14 protein-coding genes are annotated in these 17,762 nt (G+C 62.4%); 9 read left to right on the forward strand and 5 right to left on the reverse strand.

Annotation, left to right across the window (positions count from 1 at the left end; translation table 11 throughout):
• Window positions 1-149: 149 nt before the first annotated feature.
• Window positions 150-1,043 (reverse strand): ABC transporter six-transmembrane domain-containing protein, encoded by an 894-nt coding sequence (locus GKQ23_RS14460; RefSeq protein WP_056234288.1) that lies wholly within the window; start codon window positions 1,041-1,043, stop codon window positions 150-152.
• A 90-nt stretch (window positions 1,044-1,133) separates the two neighbouring features.
• Between GKQ23_RS14460 and GKQ23_RS14465 the strand changes: the two genes are divergently transcribed.
• The gene (locus GKQ23_RS14465; RefSeq protein WP_212408621.1) at window positions 1,134-1,718 is read left to right on the forward strand and encodes a TetR/AcrR family transcriptional regulator; all 585 of its coding nucleotides are present in this window, start codon (window positions 1,134-1,136) and stop codon (window positions 1,716-1,718) included.
• A 15-nt stretch (window positions 1,719-1,733) separates the two neighbouring features.
• On the opposite strand, the gene GKQ23_RS14470 is transcribed toward GKQ23_RS14465, so the two are convergent.
• Window positions 1,734-2,465 (reverse strand): YoaK family protein, encoded by a 732-nt coding sequence (locus tag GKQ23_RS14470; protein ID WP_212408622.1) that lies wholly within the window; start codon window positions 2,463-2,465, stop codon window positions 1,734-1,736.
• 328 nt (window positions 2,466-2,793) lie between these two features.
• On the opposite strand from GKQ23_RS14470, the gene GKQ23_RS14475 reads away from it, so the two are divergent.
• Genes GKQ23_RS14475 through GKQ23_RS23925 form a run of 4 tightly spaced genes read left to right on the forward strand, consistent with a single transcriptional unit; the run spans window position 2,794 to window position 8,107 of the window.
• The gene (locus tag GKQ23_RS14475; RefSeq protein ID WP_212408623.1) at window positions 2,794-4,404 is read left to right on the forward strand and encodes an ABC transporter substrate-binding protein; all 1,611 of its coding nucleotides are present in this window, start codon (window positions 2,794-2,796) and stop codon (window positions 4,402-4,404) included.
• Window positions 4,382-5,338: an ABC transporter permease gene (locus GKQ23_RS14480; protein ID WP_212408624.1), complete on the forward strand. Its 957-nt coding sequence runs from the start codon at window positions 4,382-4,384 to the stop codon at window positions 5,336-5,338. Before GKQ23_RS14475 ends, GKQ23_RS14480 begins: the two co-directional genes overlap by 23 nt.
• Window positions 5,335-6,198: an ABC transporter permease gene (locus GKQ23_RS14485; RefSeq protein WP_056234066.1), complete on the forward strand. Its 864-nt coding sequence runs from the start codon at window positions 5,335-5,337 to the stop codon at window positions 6,196-6,198. The genes GKQ23_RS14480 and GKQ23_RS14485 overlap by 4 nt, the downstream gene beginning before the upstream one ends.
• 4 nt (window positions 6,199-6,202) lie before the next feature.
• On the forward strand, window positions 6,203-8,107 hold the full coding sequence (locus GKQ23_RS23925; RefSeq protein ID WP_249168412.1) for an ABC transporter ATP-binding protein: 1,905 nt from the start codon (window positions 6,203-6,205) through the stop codon (window positions 8,105-8,107).
• Window positions 8,108-8,145: 38 nt separating this feature from the next.
• On the opposite strand, the gene GKQ23_RS14500 is transcribed toward GKQ23_RS23925, so the two are convergent.
• A complete protein-coding gene (locus GKQ23_RS14500) occupies window positions 8,146-8,655 on the reverse strand; it encodes a GNAT family N-acetyltransferase (protein WP_212408625.1) in 510 nt (169 codons plus the stop codon).
• A gap of 64 nt (window positions 8,656-8,719) precedes the next feature.
• Here GKQ23_RS14500 and GKQ23_RS14505 point away from each other — a divergent pair, with 64 nt between their 5' ends.
• Window positions 8,720-9,298, forward strand: coding sequence for an XRE family transcriptional regulator (locus GKQ23_RS14505; RefSeq protein WP_212408626.1), 579 nt, complete (start codon window positions 8,720-8,722; stop codon window positions 9,296-9,298).
• A gap of 165 nt (window positions 9,299-9,463) precedes the next feature.
• Here the strand turns inward: GKQ23_RS14505 and hemB are convergent, their stop codons facing one another.
• Entirely contained in the window at window positions 9,464-10,441 is a 978-nt protein-coding gene (gene hemB, locus GKQ23_RS14510) for a porphobilinogen synthase (RefSeq protein WP_056234291.1), read from the reverse strand.
• A gap of 219 nt (window positions 10,442-10,660) precedes the next feature.
• Between hemB and GKQ23_RS14515 the strand changes: the two genes are divergently transcribed.
• The 3 genes from GKQ23_RS14515 to GKQ23_RS14525 all read left to right on the forward strand — a co-directional run bounded on the left by GKQ23_RS14515 (window position 10,661) and on the right by GKQ23_RS14525 (window position 15,707).
• On the forward strand, window positions 10,661-12,001 hold the full coding sequence (locus tag GKQ23_RS14515) for a sodium:proton antiporter (RefSeq protein ID WP_212411832.1): 1,341 nt from the start codon (window positions 10,661-10,663) through the stop codon (window positions 11,999-12,001).
• A 202-nt stretch (window positions 12,002-12,203) separates the two neighbouring features.
• Complete coding sequence (locus GKQ23_RS14520; protein WP_371820005.1) at window positions 12,204-14,327, forward strand: putative bifunctional diguanylate cyclase/phosphodiesterase; 2,124 nt, start codon at window positions 12,204-12,206, stop codon at window positions 14,325-14,327.
• Window positions 14,328-14,432: 105 nt separating this feature from the next.
• Window positions 14,433-15,707: an MFS transporter gene (locus GKQ23_RS14525; protein ID WP_082502308.1), complete on the forward strand. Its 1,275-nt coding sequence runs from the start codon at window positions 14,433-14,435 to the stop codon at window positions 15,705-15,707.
• A 193-nt stretch (window positions 15,708-15,900) separates the two neighbouring features.
• Here the strand turns inward: GKQ23_RS14525 and GKQ23_RS14530 are convergent, their stop codons facing one another.
• Entirely contained in the window at window positions 15,901-17,421 is a 1,521-nt protein-coding gene (locus tag GKQ23_RS14530; protein WP_212411834.1) for an aldehyde dehydrogenase family protein, read from the reverse strand.
• Between the last annotated feature and the right edge of the window lie 341 nt (window positions 17,422-17,762).

A 17,762-nucleotide genomic window follows, 5' to 3' on the forward strand; every position in this document is an offset into this window, starting at 1 on the left:
GTCCTTAATGTTCTGAGGCGGCCAGCATCGCAAAGAAAGTTTAGGAAAAGCTTAAGAAGCTTAAGAACGTTAAAAACCTTTATCGCGGTGTGCCACCTGCTGCGGGCGAAACGCTTCGCCCGCAGCAGAACGTCCCCGCCCGCCGGCGATCAGACAATACCGGTATTAACCCGCTTACCAATGTCCTTCAGCTGCGAGTACTTTTCCAGCAGCGTCGGGCCGTCGTCGAGGCTCATGGCAAACATCCACATATAGGTCATCACGGAATAGATATGCCCGGCGTCGCTGATGCCGCGAAAGGTCATGGCGAGGATAGTGCCGGCAAACATCAGCGCCACCGCGCCGCCGATCGCCAGGTAGCCCAGCGCTTCCCGGTCAGACAGGCTGATGCGCAACCGCGACAGCACGCGGTAGTGACGGGTCAGCAGCGACGGCGGTGCCGTGCCCACCAGCCCGACCTCTTTCTCCAGCCGGTCATTCAGACGGTTAAACAGCCACTCGTTTTTGTTGGTATAGCCGCGCAGAAAGCAGGCGAACAGCAGCAGCACCGCCAGGCAGAACAGCCCGGTGTGAAACTCAATCACCAGCAGCATCACCGCCGCGCCGCTGATCGAGGCCAGCGTGGTGATCAGCACCGGCAGGTGTTTCTCAAAGAAGTCGACAAACTCGCGGGAGAGCGCCACCCGCGCCGCCACCGTCGAGTGGCTGTGGTTCTGCCCGCGCTGGGTGAGGATCACCGGCACCGCCAGTTCGGCATAAATGCGCGCAAAGGTGCGGGTATCAACGCTGCGCCGCGCCGCACCGATCGCCCACATCACCAGCACCATCAGCGCATAGAGCACCGCGTGCAGCGGCTTTGCCTCAAGGATGGCGTTGATCGCGAAGCCCGCCAGCAGCGGGTAGAGCAGATAGGTGACGTTTTCCGCCACCACCAGCAGCAGCGTCAGCCACAGCTTGCGGCTGTGACGGCGGCCGATCAGTTTCAGCGTGCCGAAGGCACTGTGGGATGCAGCATCCGGCTGCAGGATTTTTTCCGTGTTCATACTCATTATCTGTTAAAGTGCGTTTGAGCACCTGCTCAAACTACGGGAGCAGTCTATTTGAGCAACCGCTCAAAGTCAACGAGGGTAAAAATGAAAGAGACGGCGGAGGCCCTGCGGGGCAGAATTTTAACCGGCGCGATCGCGCTGTTTATCGAGCGCGGCGTGGAACGGGTCACCACCCGCGAGCTGACCGAACGCCTCGGCATCTCACGCAGCCATATTTATCACTACTTTCGCGACTGGGAGACGCTGTGCAGGGAAGCGATGACGCAGTTTATGCGCGAGGATGAAGCCGATTTTACCGCCCGCCTGCAGGGGCTTAACGCCCGCGCGCGGCTGATGGCCTTTGTCAGCGACTACCTGCCCGCGGAACCCCACGCCAGCTGGTCGCTGTACAGCTCGCTGTGGCAGCTGGCGATCCATGACGCGGAGTGGGCGGAGATGGCACAGACGCTGATGACCCGCTGGCATGAGATCATGGCCGACATCATTCGCGCCGGCCTGGCGGCCGGCGAGTTCCGCCACGGCGACCCGGAGCAGATTACCCGCCAGCTCAGCGCGATGGTTAACGGCTACGCCGAGCAGCTGATCGTCGCCCCCAGCCCGCTGAAGCACCGCGCCGCCAGCGAGGATATCGCCGCCTTTATCGCGCTGGCGCTGCGGCCGGTCGGCTGAGCAGCGCGGGCGCGGTCAGCAGGCCCGCCGCGCGGTGGCCTGCACCGTTACCGCCACCGCGCTTAATGCCACCAGCATCAGAAATACCCCCAGACCGGTCATCGCCGGGAAGCCGAAGGTTTTAAACAGCAGCAGCCCGGCGATGCAGCCGCCGAGAAAGGAGAACACCGTGGTCAGGTGGGTGAACAGCTGCTTAATATAGAAGCGCCGTTCGGCGGCGATAGTGCGGCTGAACAGCGAGAACAGCACCGAACCAAAGGCGATACCGGCATCGGTCAGCGTGCCGGTTATGTGGGTCGATCGCACCCGGCCGCCGGAAAGCTGGGTGGACGTGGCGTTGTGAACGCCCATCAGCAGCGCCAGCAGCGTCAGAAACTCGCGGTTATTGCCCGGCGAAAAAAACAGACTCTCATACAGCGCCGCCAGCGTCAGCACCACCCCTTCCGCCAGCAGAACCAGACAGAAAATGGTCCGCATCTGGCGTTTCTCCCCGACGATCGTCAGCACGCGCGACAGCGTACAGCCAAGCACAAAGGCCGCCAGCAGCGCGGCCAGCAGCGTCAGGTCGCTGAGATCGAGGCTGGTCACCTCCGTGGAGAGCTGTGACGCGTTGCCACTCATATGCGAGGGGAAAAAACCAAAGGCGCCAAGCGCCATGGCGTTGAGGATGCCGGCGGTGGTGGCCAGCACCAGCGCCAGATAACGGTCTTCGCGGTGCGAGCGGATCTTCTTCTTTTTTATCAGCATAGTACTCCCGGCAGGCTGAACGGCAAAAAAGGGTCAGGGGGGCGGCCTCATGCCGCATCTGCTCAGTATAGGCCGCGCTGAAGCCTGAAGATCCTGAGATTTGTCTGCATTCCCGGCCATCGACCCTGGATATTTTTCAACAACTTTCAGAAGATTTCAGGAAACGTAAAGTCCACCGGCGCGGCCGGGCGTAGCCTGTGGGGCGAAGCCAGCGGGGCTTTAGTCAATTAACAGGATTAATAAGCTGTTTTTATTGGTTTTCTCCGGCGGTCACTGTTCGTAGGGTGATGGCATACAGGGTGCATTCAGACACACAGCGGAGATAACAATGAAAACAGCAGTAACCGGACATTTTGCGCTTAAACAGATCGTGGCGGGCATCGTGCTGGCTACCCAGGCCTTTGCGGTCAGCGCGGCGGAGCCAAAGCCGGTCAGCGGCGGCACGCTGAACGTGGCGCTGGGCAGCGACACGCCGATTATTGACCCGTCAATCACCGGTTACTCGGTCACCGCGCTGGTAACGCGCAACGTGGTCGATTCGCTGGTCGGCCAGGCGGAAGACAACCGCTTTACGCCATGGCTGGCGGAGAAGTGGCAGATCAACGACGACCATACCGAATACACCTTCCACCTGCGCCGCGACGTCACCTTCAGCGATAAAACCCGGCTGGACGCGGCGGCGGTGAAATATAACCTCGAGCGCATTCTCGATCCGAAAACCACCTCCAGCTACGGCAAGTCGCTGCTCGGCCCCATCAGCGAGATCGTCACCCCGGACGACTTTACCGTGGTTATCCGTTATAAAACGCCGTTCGCTTCGCTGCTGCAGGGGCTGAGCCTGCCCTACCTCGGCATTCAGTCGCCGACCTATCTGCAGAACACCGCCAACACCAGCAATACCGTGGTCGGGTCCGGGCCGTTTATTCTTAAATCTTTTGTTAAGGGCAGCGGCAGCCAGCTGACCCGTCGCGCGGACTACAACTGGGGGCCGGGCTATGCGCAGCATCAGGGGCCGGCGTATCTGGAGGCGATCAACTTTAAATACCTGCCGGAATCCTCGGTGCGCCTCGGCGCGCTGACCAGCGGCCAGGTGCAGGCGATCGACGCCGTGCCGCCGGCCAGCGCCCGCTCGCTGAAAAGCAACGCTCAGCTGCAGATCCTCACCAAAGAGAATCCCGGCGTTAACCGCGTGCTCTATCTGAACACCTCAAAAGGCCCGTTCCAGGATCTGGCCGTGCGCCAGGCCTTCCAGGCGGCGCTGGACCCGGCCTCAGCGGTAAAAGTGGCATTCTTCGGCACGCTGAAGGCGGCGGATAACGTGCTGGGGCCGCAGACGCTCTATTACGATCCGTCGGTGGCCGCGCGCTGGGGCTTTGATGCGGCGAAAGCGGCGCGACTGCTGGACGAAGCGGGCTGGAAAACCAAAAATGCGGCGGGTATCCGCAGCAAAGACGGTCAGCCGCTGACCGTGCATTTCGTCTACGACCCGAAGTCGGCGGAGAGCGCCGATATCACGCTGTTCCAGGCGCTGCAGTTCCAGGCGAAAAAGGCCGGTTTTGACCTGCAGCTGGATCCGGTGGACGCCGGCGTGTTCAGCGCCCGCGGTGCCAGCAATGATTACGATATCCAGTCGAACTTCTACGTGCGCGCCGAGCCGGATATCCTGCGCACCGTGTTCCACTCCGGCTATATCCCGCCGAAAGGGGCCAACTACAGCCGCGTTAACACCCTGGATGACCAGCTGACCCGGGCGATCGGCGCCGCCGACGGTGAACGTAAGCAGCTTTACGGCCAGATCCAGCAGCGCATTATCGACCAGGCTTACGTGGTGCCGGTGTATGTGCCCGCCTATCAGTTCGGAGTGAGCAAAAAGGTGCACGGCGTCGGCTGGTCCACCAACGCCAAGCCGACCTTCTATGACGCGTGGATCGGCAAGTAAGATGGCGCTGACCGTCCTGAAGCGCCTGTTCACCATTCTGGCCGTCCTGTGGGGGGCGGCCACCCTCACCTTCGTGGCCGTTAAGCTGATCCCCGGCGACCCGGTACTGATCCTCAGCGGCGGCGACAGCGTGGTGGAGGATGATTATCGCGCCGAACTCACCGCCCGCTTTGGCCTGGATAAGCCGGTCTGGCTGCAGTACCTGCGCTACTGCGGCCAGGCGCTGAGCGGGCATCTGGGTGAAAGCTATCAGTTTCGCGCGCCGGTGGTGCAGGTGATTACCGACGCGCTAGGCCAGACGCTGGTACTCGCCGGTCTGGCGCTGACGTTAGCCCTGCTGCTGGCGGTGCTGAACGCGCTGGCCACCGCCGGGCGCTGGCCGCTGCTGCGGCTGTTTAACAGCAGCCTGGAGCTGTGCCTGCTCAGCACCCCGGTCTACTGGACCGGTATTGTTCTGCTGAGCATTTTCAGCTTCCATCTGCAGTGGTTCCCGGTGACCGGCAACGACGGCTGGCAATCGCTGGTGCTGCCGGTGATTACCCTGAGCCTGCCGCTGGCCGCCACCCTCAGCCAGGTGCTGCGCGACGGGCTGGAGCAGGCGCTGCAGCAGCCCTTTGCCCTCACCGTACGCACGCGCGGCGCCGGCGAAACCCTGCTGCGCCTGCGCCACGGCCTGCGCCACGCGGCGCTGGCGGCCTCCACGCTGACCGGCACGCTGCTGGCCAACCTGCTGAGCGGCTCGATACTCACCGAAACCGTCTTTGGCCGCGTCGGCCTTGGCAAAATCACCCTGCAGGCGATCGCCAGCCGCGATATGCCGCTGATCCTCGGGCTGGTGATGCTGTCGGCGCTGCTGTTTGTTATCGTTAACCTGCTGGTCGATGCGCTCTATCTGCTGATCGACCCGCGCCTGCGCGCCGGGAGCCACCGATGAGCGACAATCTGCACCCCCTGCTGCGCCGCACGGCGCGGCGCGACCGCGTGGTTCACCCCTGGCTGGCGCTGCGCACCCTGCTGCCGGCGGCGATCGTGCTGCTGCTGCTGGTGATTGCGCTGGCTCCGCAGTGGTTTACCGCCCGCCTGCCGGACGAGATTGATATCAGCGCCGTGCTGCAGCCGCCGTCGCTGCAGCACTTCTTCGGCACCGATACGCTGGGCCGTGACGTGTTTACCCGGGTGATCTACGGCACGGCGCTGTCGCTGAGCATCGGCCTTGGGGCCACGCTGATCGCCTGCGGCGGCGGCGTGGTGCTGGGCATCCTCGCCTCGCTCGGGCCGCGACCGGTGAGGCATCTGGTGGTACGGCTGCTGGATATTCTGCTGGCGTTCCCTGAACTGCTGCTGGCGCTGCTGGTGATCGCGGTGCTCGGGCGCGGCCCGACCAACACCCTGCTGGCGGTGGGGCTCTCCGGCATTGCCGGCTATGCCCGCCTGCTGCGCTCGCAGATCTTACAGGTGAAAATTTCCGGCTACGTGCAGCAGGCGGTGGCGATCGGCGAATCGCCGCTGACCCTTCTGCTGCGCCATATCATTCCCAACACCCTGCGGCCGCTGGTGATCGTGGTGACCCTCGGCATCGGCCATTCGGTGCTGAGCGCTTCATCGCTGAGCTTCCTTGGCCTCGGCGTGATCCCGCCCACCGCCGAGTGGGGCGCGCTGCTGGCGGAAGGACGTGACTTCCTCGACATCGCCCCGTGGATCAGCCTGCTGCCCGCCAGCGTGGTGGCGCTGTCGGTGATTACCCTGACCCTGGCCGGCCGCCGTCTGCAGTCGCTACTGACTACCGGAGACTAATATCATGCCCGTTCATCCAAACCGCCCAACCACCCTGCTCGACGTTCAGGATCTGCGGGTCAGCTTCCGGCTGCCCGCAGGGCTGACGGAAACGGTTAAAGGCCTCACTTTTCAGCTTAACGTCGGTGAAATCGTGGCGCTGGTCGGCGAGTCCGGTTCCGGCAAGTCGGTCACCGCCCGGGCGCTGGTCGGGCTGGCGGGCGACAACGCCCGGGTGCAGGCGCAGCGGCTTGAGCTGACCAGCCGTCAGGGCGAGCCGCTCGACCTGCGCGCGGCGGCCACCCGCTGGCCGCAGATCCGCGGCGGCGAAATCGGTTTTGTGCTGCAGGATGCGCTGACCTCGCTCGATCCGCTGCGCACCGTGGGCAGCGAAGTGGCGGAAGCCCTGCAGCTGCACCGCAGGTTATCGCGGGCGGAGAGCGCCCGGCGGGTGGCAGAGCTGCTGGCCGCGGCCGGTATCCCCGATGCGCAGCAGCGCATGCAGCAGTACCCGCATCAGCTCTCCGGCGGCCTGCGCCAGCGGGCGCTGATCGCCTCGGCGCTGGCGGGCGGGCCACAGATCCTGATCGCCGATGAGCCAACCACCGCGCTGGACGCCACGGTGCAGCTGCGCATTCTGGCGCTGTTTCGCGAGCTGGCCGACAACGGACACGCCATTTTGCTGATTACCCACGACCTGGCGGTGGTGTCGCGGGTGGCGGACCGGGTGCTGGTGATGCAGCACGGCCACTGCGTGGAACAGGGCGAGGCCGCCCGGGTGCTGGCGCAGCCGCAGCACCCCTACACCCGCCAGCTGCTGGCGGCGATCCCGGGGATGCACACCCGCGGCCGCTGGCTGAGCGAACGGAGCGCAGACGCCCCCTCCCCCACGCTGGTGGTGGATAATGCCGGGCCTGCTGCTGCTGTACCTGATGCACCTGATGCACCTGTAGCACCTGGTGTACATGCTGCACATACCGCGACTGCCGCAACAGTGACAGCGCCACAGCCACGTTTAAAGCAGATCGTCCGGGATCGTTACGCGGCCGCTCCCTGGCATTCAGCCGCCGGGTTGTCGCCAGGCGATCGGCCGGGCGATTACGCACCGGGTGAAACGGTGCTGGAAGCGCTGAACCTGTCACTGGGCTTCCGCCAGCCGGACGGTAGCCTGCAACAGGTGCTGCGCGGCGTGTCGCTGCAGCTGCGCCGGGGCGAGACGCTGGGGCTGGTCGGGGAATCCGGTTCGGGCAAAACTACGCTGGGTAAAATTCTGCTGGCGCTACAACCGGTGGAGCAGGGTGAAGTGCTGCTGAACGGCCAACCGTGGAACCGGCTGCCCGAACGGCTGCGTCGTCCGCTGCGCCCGCGCATCCAGACCATTACCCAGGATCCGCTCGGCTCGTTCAATCCGCACTACCGCATTGCGCAGCTGCTGGAGCAGCCGCTGAAGCTGAAGCGCGACCTCAGCCGTGAACAGCGCAGCGCCCGCCTGCTTACGCTGATGCAGCAGGTCGGCCTGCCCGCCGCGCTGCTTGACCGCCGCCCTTCTGCCCTGTCGGGCGGCCAGCGCCAGCGCGTGGCAATTGCCCAGGCGCTGGCCGCAGAACCGGATATTCTGATCTGCGACGAGCCGGTATCGGCGCTGGACGTCACCACCCAGGCGCAGATCCTCGATCTGCTGTGCCGCCTGCAGCAGCAGCTCGGGCTGTCGATCCTGCTGATCTCCCACGACCCTGGCGTGGTGCAGCATATGAGCCACCGCATCGCGGTGATGAAGGCGGGGGAAATTGTCGAGACGGCTACCCCGGAGCAGCTGCTGACCGCGGCGCAGCACCCTTACACCCGCCAGCTGCTGGCCACGACGGACTGGGGGAAAGGCGCTGAGCAGGAGCCGTTACGCGTTAATGGCCAGCTCAGCGCTGCGCGCTGAAGGAGATCCGGCAGCGCTGTACAGGCTGCGTTGCCGCCTTACGGCGTTTCGCGCTCATCCAGCAGCAGCTGCATAAAGGTGAGATCCAGCCACTGGCCAAACTTGCAGCCGACCTGATTCACCCGCCCGCAGTCGACAAAGCCCAGCTGTTGATGCAGGGCAATCGATGCCCGGTTGCCCGATTCAATCAGCGCCACCATCACGTGTTTGCCGTGCTCGCGGGCCAGCCGGATAAGGTCAATCATCAGCTGACGCCCGATACCCTGGCCGCGTGCGTCTTTGTGCACGTACACCGAATGTTCCACGGTAAAACGGTAGCCGTCCTTCGACTGCCAGTCGCCGTAAGAGGCGTAGCCCAGCACCCGGTCAGCGGCATCGACCATCACCCGCACCGGAAAACCGCCCTGCTGACGCTGGGTGATCCAGGCTACCCGGTCGGCGCTGTCCACCGTCCGGTCGGTCCAGATCGCTTTGCCGTTCAGTACGGCGTCGTTGTAAATCTCTGCGAGCACTTCCGCATCGCGTTTGGCTGCATCACGAATCTGCATGGCTGGACACCCCGGGATTATGTCACTAAAGTAGACGAATGTTTTACTATGGTAGTTATCCACTATGACAGACGAATTGTCCAGTAAAGAAGACGATATCAACCGCCGTATCGGTCAGCGGGTACGGCTGGAGCGGGAAGCGCGCGGCTGGTCGCTGACCGAACTGGCACAGCAGTCCGGCGTGTCGCGGGCGATGATCCACAAGGTGGAGCGCGGCGAGAGCAGCCCGACCGCCGCGCTGCTGGCGCGGCTTTCCGGCGCCTTTGGTATGAGTATGTCGCAGCTGATTGCCCAGAGCGAGATCCAGCCCGGCACCCTGCTGCGCCACGCGCAGCAGCCGGTGTGGCAGGACCCGGAAAGCGGCTACATCCGCCGCCACGTCTCCCCCGGCACGCTGCCGCTGGACGTGGTTAACGTTGAGCTGCCGGCCGGCGTGACGGTACCGATGGCGGCGATCTCCTACTTTTCGCGGCGGCAGCTGATCTGGGTGCTGGAGGGCGCGCTGACCTTCCACGAAGGGGAGAGTGTGTACGAGATGGCGGCAGGCGACTGCCTTGAGCTGGGCGACCCGGCCGACTGCGTGTTCAGCAACCGGAGCGGGCAGCCCTGCCGTTATGCGGTGATGGTGCTGAAGGCGGGCTGAGGGCTGAGGATCGCATCCGCTATAGCACCCCCCAAAAACCCCGTTAGCTAACCGGCTACTCTGTCAGCCTCGTTGGCCGACAGAAGAAGTCGCTGATTTGCCGATCTCAATATCAAAACCAGATTTCGCTCTGCCCCCGATGCTCCGGGCCGCCGCCATCACCGATTACAGAATTTTTTTCTCGGCCAGATCGAGTGCGAAGTAGCTGAAGATAATGTCCGCACCGGCGCGCTTGATCGCCCCCAGGCTCTCCAGCGCCACGTCGATCTCGCTGATTGCACCGGCCTGCGCGCCAAACTTGATCATCGCGTACTCACCGCTCACCTGGTAAGCCGCTAACGGCAGGCGGCTGTGCTCGCGCACGTCGCGCAGAATATCGAGGTAGGCACCGGCCGGTTTGACCATCAGCGCGTCCGCCCCTTCGGCTTCATCAATCAGCGACTCGCGGATCGCCTCGCGGCGGTTCATCGGGTTCATCTGATAGGTTTTACGATCGCCCTTCAGCGAGGTGCCGGCAGCTTCGCGGAACGGGCCGTAGAAGGAGGAGGCGAACTTGGTGGAGTAGGACATGATCGCCGTGTCGGTAAAGCCCGCCGCGTCCAGCGCCTGGCGAATCGCCCCGACCTGACCGTCCATCGCCGCAGACGGAGCGATAAAGTCGGCACCCGCCGCCGCGGCCACCACCGCCTGCTTACCGAGGTTAACCAGCGTCGCGTCATTATCCACGCCGTGGTCGTGCAGCACGCCGCAGTGGCCGTGGCTGGTGTATTCACAGAAACAGGTGTCGGACATCACGATCATCTCCGGCACCGTCTCTTTACAGATGCGCGACATGCGCGCCACCAGCCCGTTCTCATTCCAGGTATCGCTGCCGTCGGCGTCGGTATGGTGGGAAATACCGAAGGTCATCACCGAGCGAATGCCCGCTTTCGCAATACGCTCGATTTCATACGCCAGCCGTTTTTCCGGAATACGTACCACGCCCGGCATGGCGGCGATCGGTTTGTAGTCGTCAAGACCCTCTTCAACGAAGATTGGCAGCGCCAGATCGTTGATGCTGAGAGCACTTTCCTGGAACAGGGAGCGGAGAGAAGCGGTCTGGCGTAAGCGTCTTGGGCGCTGGGAAGGAGTATAAATGGACAAAACGACCTCGGTTTCGCGCATCAGCCACCGGCGCATCAGCACCGATGGTGACAGGGATGAATAGTGCGCTAACACTACTCTTTTGCACCGAAATTGACAACCTTCGGCACTTTCCCGCGCGGCCAGGGGCACAGAATGCGTATGTGTAAATGTTACCGTTAACAAATTTCCCCTATGGCGTCCATACTGAAGGGTTACTCGATCACTGTGGGGAAAAAAATGGGCTTTCTGGGCTGGACGGCCGCCACCGGCGGCCTGCTGTTACTGATGTCGCTGGCCTCGGGCTGGATCAGCCGCGGGCCGGTGACCGGCTTTGCACTCTATCTGCTGGCCGGGCTGCTGTGCGGCCCCTGGGTGCTGGGCCTGCTGTCGGTGGATATTGCCGCGCACGCCGAACTGACTAAAAATCTGACCGAAATCGCCATGGCCGCGTCGCTGTTTATCACCGGCCTGAAGCTGCGGCTGCCGCTGAACAGCCACGGCTGGCGGATCGGCCTGCGGCTGGCCTTTCCGGCGATGCTGCTGACGGTGGGCGGCGTCACGCTGGCCGCCCACTGGCTGGCGGGGTTCAGCTGGCCGCTGGCGCTGGCGTTTGGTGCCATCGTCGCGCCCACCGATCCGGTGCTGGCCAGCCTGATCTCGGTCAATGACGCCCGTGACAGCGACCACCTGCGCGTGTCGCTCTCCAGCGAGGCCGGGATGAATGACGGCACCGCCCTGCCGCTGCTGATGCTGGCGATGCTGCTGTTTGAGCAGCAGGGAGCGCTGTCCTGGACGGCCTTCGGCCGCTGGGGGCTGGTTGACGTGCTGTGGGCGATCGGTGCGGGCTGCCTGATCGGCTTCGGCTTTGGCCGGCTGATCGGCCAGTACGCCACCCATCTGCGCCACAGCCATCAGGATGTGGCACCGAATGACTTCCTGGCGCTGGCGCTGATCGCCCTGAGCTACGCCGCTGCCCAGGCGGTGGATGCATCCGGCTTTCTGGCCGCCTTTGCCGCCGGGGTCGGGCTGCGCCGGGCAGAGATCCGCGTCAGCCGCTTTTATCCGCCGGAGGAGTACCGCGACAGCGACTGCCGTCCACCCGCCGAAGAACTGGTTAACCCCAATGCCCGCCACAGCCTGTCGGAAACCAATCCCACCGGATCGGTCGGGCTGGTGGTGAGCGACGCGCTGTCGTTCGGCGATACCATCGAACGGCTGTTTGCCGCCGCGATCATTATCGTGCTGGGGGTAACTCTCGCCCACCACTGGGATGCCAACGGGCTGTGGATGGCGCTGCTGCTGTTCGTGGCGATCCGCCCGCTTTCGGTGTGGCTGGCCACCGCCGGAGCCGGAATGAGCGCTATGCAGCGCCTGACGATCGGCTGGCTGGGCATTCGCGGCATCGGCAGTATCAACTATCTGGCCTGGGCCTATACCCACGGTTTAGCCGGTGCGGAGGCCGCGCGCTTAAGCGATATGGCGCTAACCCTGGTGGTAGCCAGCGTGCTGCTGCACGGCATGTCGGTAACGCCGCTGCTTAACTGGCGGCAGTCCCGGCTCACTCAGAAAAAACGCTGATTTGTTAAAGCATACTTAATAGTCAAGCTATTTAATTATCATCCTTCAAATAATTGTTTACCCTAAATCCGTGACGATACTGGTTTTCTGCTAGCATCTAAGAGGGTTTCTGGTTCTAAAATAATTAGCCAGGATGATAATTAACATGAAGATTTCCGAAAGCTTTCGAGCCCTTTTTATTCGTGACGTACTACTGCCTCTGGTGACCGTTTTACTGATTACATTAACCACCGCCTGCTTCGCGGTGTACTGGGCCTCCGACCGTACCAATCATGACGAGGCGCTGCAGCAGCAGAAGATCATTCAGACCACGCTGACGCAAAATCTGGAAGAGATGCTGAAACAGCAGCGCAGCCTGACCCGCTGGCAGCCGCTGGCCAGCCAGCTGGAACAACCGCAACCCGACAGCGGCTGGCTGAATGATAACGTCGGCAGCTGGCTCTCCGGCATGTTCGAGCATCAGCTGATCTATCTGCTTACCACCGACGGCGTGCCGCGATTTCTGTGGGATCGGGGTGTACAGGTCTCCCCCGCTGAGTTCTCCCGTGTGGCGCAGCCCGTCCGTCTGCTGCTGCACGACCTGCAAAACGCCACGCCTGCTGCAGCCGGTCGTCGCGATCGGGTCAGTTTTGCGCTGATCAACAATCGCCCGGCGATGCTGGCCGTAGGCGAAATCAGCGGCGATGACGGCCGCCGCGGCAGCATGCTGATGGCCAGCGTGAAGTTTATTGATGACGGCTGGCTGAAAGCCATGGCACAGCGCAATATGCTGACCGATCTGCGCTTCCGCCCGAGCGGTAAACCCGCCCGGGAGCAGCTGAGCTATCTGCTGACCAGCGTTGACGGTGCAGCGATCGGCCAGCTGGAGTGGCTGGCGGACCGCCCCGGCTCACGCATGATGCAGATGATTGCGCCGCTGGTCGCCGGCGTGGTGCTGGTGATTACGTTAATCTGCGTGTTTATGATCCGTCGCCTGTGGGTCTCCTCACTGAGTCTGTCTGATTCTCTGCTGCAGCTGGGGGCCAGCGAGGCCCAGGCGCAGCATCTCGCTTTTCATGACGTGCTGACCGGGCTACCCAACCGCGCGCTGGTGGATGAACGGCTGAATCATGCCCTCGCCCGCATCAGCCACCAGCCGGGCCGGGTGGCGCTGCTGCTGCTGGATCTCGACCGCTTTAAAATCATTAACGATACCTACGGCCACCACGCCGGTGACGAGCTGATCGTTGAAGTTGCCCACCGGCTGAGTGCGCTGATCAGGGAGAGCGATACCGTGGGCCGTCTTGGCGGCGACGAGTTCGTGATTCTGCAAAATGACGTGGAGACGCCGCATGACGCGATTGCCCTGGCAACACGGGTGCTGGAGGCGTTAAACCAGCCCTTTACGCTGCTGGGTAACGAGACGTGGATCGGCGTCAGCATTGGCATCACCCTCGCCCCGGATGACGCGGCAGAGCGGCTGGAGATGATGCGCAAGGCCGATATCGCGCTGTATGAGGCGAAAAGCCATGGGCGCAACCAGTACCGCTTCTTTGAGCGTAAAATGGACGAATCGGTGAAAACCCGTCAGCAGGTCGGCGCTGACCTGCGGGTGGCGCTGCAAAACAAACGCGACCTCAGCGTCTTCTACCAGCCGCTGATGGATATTCAGGGCCAGCAGGTGGTAGGACTGGAGGCACTGATGCGCTGGCAGCACCCGGTTCATGGCGCCATTTCCCCCACCGAGTTTATTCCGATTGCCGAAGAGATGGGGCTGATTTCATCGCTGGGCGAATGGGTGCTGGAGCAGGCCTGCCGGGTGGCAAAACGCTGGCCGCATATTACCGTCGCCGTTAACGTCTCACCGCTGCAGTTCCGCGCCAGCGGCTTTGTGGAACGCTTTACCACCATCGTGCGCGATGCCCGGATCCCCCCTTCGCATATTGAGCTGGAGATCACCGAAGGCGTGCTGATCGAGGATGAGAAAGCGGCCCACAGCATTATAAACCAGCTGCGTGAGGTGGGGTTCCGCATTGCCCTCGACGATTTCGGAACCGGCTACTCCAGCCTTAACTATCTGAGCAGTTTCCCGGTGGATAAAATCAAAATTGACCGCTCCTTTACCCAGTCGCTGGGCGTCACCGAAAATTCCAGCGCCATCGTCGAGTCGGTGGTCAGGCTGGGCCACGCGATGGGCCTGACGGTGACGGCTGAGGGGGTGGAGAACGATGCGCAGATGAACGCGCTGGCCGAAGCGGGCTGTAATCAGCTGCAGGGCTATCTTTTTTCGCAGGCGGTATCGGAGGAGCAGATTGCCGGGATGATTGATGCCCGCAGGACAGGCTGACGGTTGTGCTGTTCATCAACTCAGCGCGTTATGCACGCGGGGAAGATCCGGCTACACTGCACGGACGCTAACGTTTTACGCCGTCTGTCTGATAAGGAAAGTGTCATGTCCCGCCAGCTGCTGCTTGCTATTCTTGGGCCAATCCTCGGGCTGCTGATTATCAGCCTGGGCAATGGCTTTATTTCATCGCTGACCTCACTGCGGCTCGACGCGGCAGGCGTACCGGTAACCCTGACCGGTCTGGTCTCTTCAGCCTATTTTATCGGGCTGGCGCTGGGAGCCATATTCAGCGATCGTCTTATTACCCGCACCGGGCATATTCGTGCCTACAGCAGCTTTGCCTCGCTGATTGCCGTGACCATCCTGCTGCAGGGGCTGATTTTCGATCCCTGGATGTGGTTCACCCTGCGTTTACTCTGTGGCTGGGCCTCGGTTGGCGTTTATCTGGTTATTGAGAGCTGGCTGCTGATGTCGGCAGATAAGGAGAACCGCGGCCGCCTGCTGGCGCTGTATATGATCGCCCTTTACGGCTCCGGCGCCGGCGGGCAGGCCGCGCTGGGGTGGATCGACAGCCTGGGAGTGACCCAGCCGTTCCTTATCGCCGGAGTTCTGGCTTCACTGTCGGTGCTGCCGGTGGTTATGATCCCCCGCGTTTCACCGCTGCTCGAGCCGGTGGCACCGGCCTCCGCCCGTAAGCTGCTGCGCAGCTCGCCCTCCGGCGTTGCCGGCTGCCTGGGTTCCGGGGTGGCGATTGCGGCGGTCTATACGCTGCTGCCGCTGTGGTTGCAGCATCAGGGGCTGTCGGTTGATTACGTCGGTTATATGATGTCCAGCGTGATTCTGGGGGCAATGCTGCTGCAGTATCCGGTCGGCCGCTGGTCGGACAGAACCAGCCGTCAGGTGGTGATGATCGCGCTGTGCGCCTTCTGCGCCGTGCTGTCGCTGGCTATCCTTGCGCTGGCTTCCGTCCCGGCCGGGCTGGCCGTGGCGCTGTTTCTGCTTGGCGGCGGCATCTTCTCGCTCTATCCGGTGGCCGTCAGCCACTCGGCCGACTTCGCACCGCCGGATACCATGGTGAAGCTGATTCAGGGAATGCTGCTGGTCAATTCGCTGGGAGCGGCGGTCAGCCCGCTGAGTATTGCTCCGGTCATGACGGCGGCGGGTACCGGCGCGCTGTTCTGGGTGCTGGCCCTGCTGCACCTGGCGCTGATGCTGTTCTTTATCTGGCGGCGCAACGAACGGCCGGCACCGGTGCCGGTAGCACCGTTTGAACCGCTGACGCAGATGACGCCGGTAGGGGCCGAACTGCGCGTGTCAGAAGAGCTGATGACGCAGAACGCCGGGGAGGAAACGGAAGCGGAACCGGTGACGCAGGGTTAGCCGGAATCAGGCTCAGGCTCAGGCTCAGGCTCAGGCTCAGGCTCAGGCTCAGGCTCAGGAAAAATATGATGGTTGCCTCAGTGCAGGATAGCTAAATCGTTGCCGGGCCGAAAATATCTGTGTGAAATAACAATCAGGCCGGGATTTCCCGGCCTGATGACTTATCAGTTTTCACTCTGTTGCCGTCACGGCCTCAGAAGAAGCCCAGCGGCTGCACGCTGTAGCTGACCAGCAGGTTTTTGGTTTGCTGGTAGTGATCGAGCATCATCTTATGGGTTTCACGGCCGATGCCGGATTTCTTGTAGCCGCCGAACGCGGCGTGCGCCGGGTAAAGGTGATAACAGTTGGTCCACACCCGCCCCGCCTTGATCGCCCGCCCGACGCGATAGGCGCGGTTAATATCCCGCGTCCACACCCCTGCCCCCAGCCCGTAAATAGAGTCATTGGCAATGGCGATGGCCTCCGCTTCATCCTTAAAGGTGGTAATACCGATCACCGGCCCGAAGATCTCCTCCTGGAACACGCGCATGCTGTTGGTGCCCTTCAGCAGGGTCGGCTGGATGTAGTAGCCGCTGTCCAGACCCTCGCCGAGTTTTTCCACCCCACCGCCGGTGAGGATTTCCGCCCCCTCTTTCTGCGCAATCTCCAGATAAGAGAGGATCTTATCAAACTGCTGCTGCGACGCCTGCGCGCCGACCATGGTGTCGGTATCCAGCGGGTCGCCGCGCTTAATGGTTTTCACCCGCTTCATCACCGCGGCGATAAAGGGCTCGTAGATTGACTCCTGCACCAGCGCACGCGACGGGCAGGTACAGATTTCGCCCTGGTTGAGGAAACCGAGCACCACCCCTTCGGCGGCTTTCTCAATAAAGGACTCTTCCGCCTGCATAATGTCTTCGAAGAAGATATTCGGCGACTTGCCGCCCAGTTCAACGGTGGACGGGATCAGGTTTTTCGCCGCCAGCTCGAGGATATGACCGCCGGTGGCGGTGGAGCCGGTGAACGCCACCTTGGCGATGCGCGGATGTGACGCCAGCGCTTCACCGGCTTCGCGACCAAAGCCGTGGATCACGTTAAGCACGCCCTTCGGCAGCAGGTCGCCTATCAGCTCCACAAACAGGGTGATCGACAGCGGGGTCTGCTCGGCGGGTTTCAGCACCACGCAGTTACCGGCGGCCAGCGCCGGGGCCAGTTTCCACGCCGCCATCAGCAGCGGGAAGTTCCACGGAATAATCTGCGCCACCACCCCCAGCGGTTCGTGGAAATGGTAGGCGGCGGTAAACTCATCGATTTCCGCCGCCGATCCTTCCTGGGCGCGAATGCAGCCGGCGAAGTAGCGGAAGTGGTCAACGGCCAGCGGCAGGTCGGCGGCCAGCGTTTCGCGCACCGGCTTGCCGTTATCCCAGGTCTCATTCACCGCCAGCGTTTCCAGATGTTCTTCAAGCCGGTCGGCAATTTTCAGCAGCGCCAGCGAACGCGCCTGCACCGAAGTTTTCCCCCAGGCCTCTGCCGCCGCGTGGGCGGCATCCAGCGCCTTCTCCACGTCGGCAATACCCGAACGCGGGAACTCACCGATGGTCGAGCCGTTGACCGGCGAGGTATTGGTAAAGTAGAGGCCGTTCACCGGCGCGACAAATTCACCGTTAATGTAGTTACCGTAATGCTTTTTCAGCGTAATCAGTGAATCGTGGTTTCCCGGATAGGCATAGCGCATCATCGTTCCCCTTTATCATCCACTCGCCGCAGCGAACCATTGTTAACAATTGAATAACTCACAGTTAACAATAACAACCGATACTGAAATGTCAGACAGGCGATGATGAAACTGTGACGCAGGCGTAAGGAAAGTGATGCTACCCGCGGCTGCCCCCTACTGCGGGTCGGAAAACAGAGCGGTTATGATAAGGACGCCGGCCAGGATCCTGTGCGTTGCGGCACAGATTGCTGCCTGGTGAATCTTCCTTCAGCAGCGGTGCAGGCTTCGGCGGCAGGTTATAAATCTCTCTGATCTCCGCCTCGGTACGTATAATTCTCACGCCCTCAGGGGTGTTTATA

This window comes from Erwinia sp. E602 (assembly GCF_018141005.1).
In the GTDB taxonomy this organism is placed as follows: Bacteria; Pseudomonadota; Gammaproteobacteria; order Enterobacterales; family Enterobacteriaceae; genus Erwinia.

Coding starts and splice junctions, on each gene's coding strand:
- GKQ23_RS14460 (WP_056234288.1), bottom strand. CDS start 1,043: ATGAACACGGAAAAAATCCTGCAGCCGGATGCTGCATCCCACAGTGCC.
- GKQ23_RS14465 (WP_212408621.1), top strand. CDS start 1,134: ATGAAAGAGACGGCGGAGGCCCTGCGGGGCAGAATTTTAACCGGCGCG.
- GKQ23_RS14470 (WP_212408622.1), bottom strand. CDS start 2,465: ATGCTGATAAAAAAGAAGAAGATCCGCTCGCACCGCGAAGACCGTTAT.
- GKQ23_RS14475 (WP_212408623.1), top strand. CDS start 2,794: ATGAAAACAGCAGTAACCGGACATTTTGCGCTTAAACAGATCGTGGCG.
- GKQ23_RS14480 (WP_212408624.1), top strand. CDS start 4,382: ATGACGCGTGGATCGGCAAGTAAGATGGCGCTGACCGTCCTGAAGCGC.
- GKQ23_RS14485 (WP_056234066.1), top strand. CDS start 5,335: ATGAGCGACAATCTGCACCCCCTGCTGCGCCGCACGGCGCGGCGCGAC.
- GKQ23_RS23925 (WP_249168412.1), top strand. CDS start 6,203: ATGCCCGTTCATCCAAACCGCCCAACCACCCTGCTCGACGTTCAGGAT.
- GKQ23_RS14500 (WP_212408625.1), bottom strand. CDS start 8,655: ATGCAGATTCGTGATGCAGCCAAACGCGATGCGGAAGTGCTCGCAGAG.
- GKQ23_RS14505 (WP_212408626.1), top strand. CDS start 8,720: ATGACAGACGAATTGTCCAGTAAAGAAGACGATATCAACCGCCGTATC.
- GKQ23_RS14515 (WP_212411832.1), top strand. CDS start 10,661: ATGGGCTTTCTGGGCTGGACGGCCGCCACCGGCGGCCTGCTGTTACTG.
- GKQ23_RS14525 (WP_082502308.1), top strand. CDS start 14,433: ATGTCCCGCCAGCTGCTGCTTGCTATTCTTGGGCCAATCCTCGGGCTG.
- GKQ23_RS14530 (WP_212411834.1), bottom strand. CDS start 17,421: ATGCGCTATGCCTATCCGGGAAACCACGATTCACTGATTACGCTGAAA.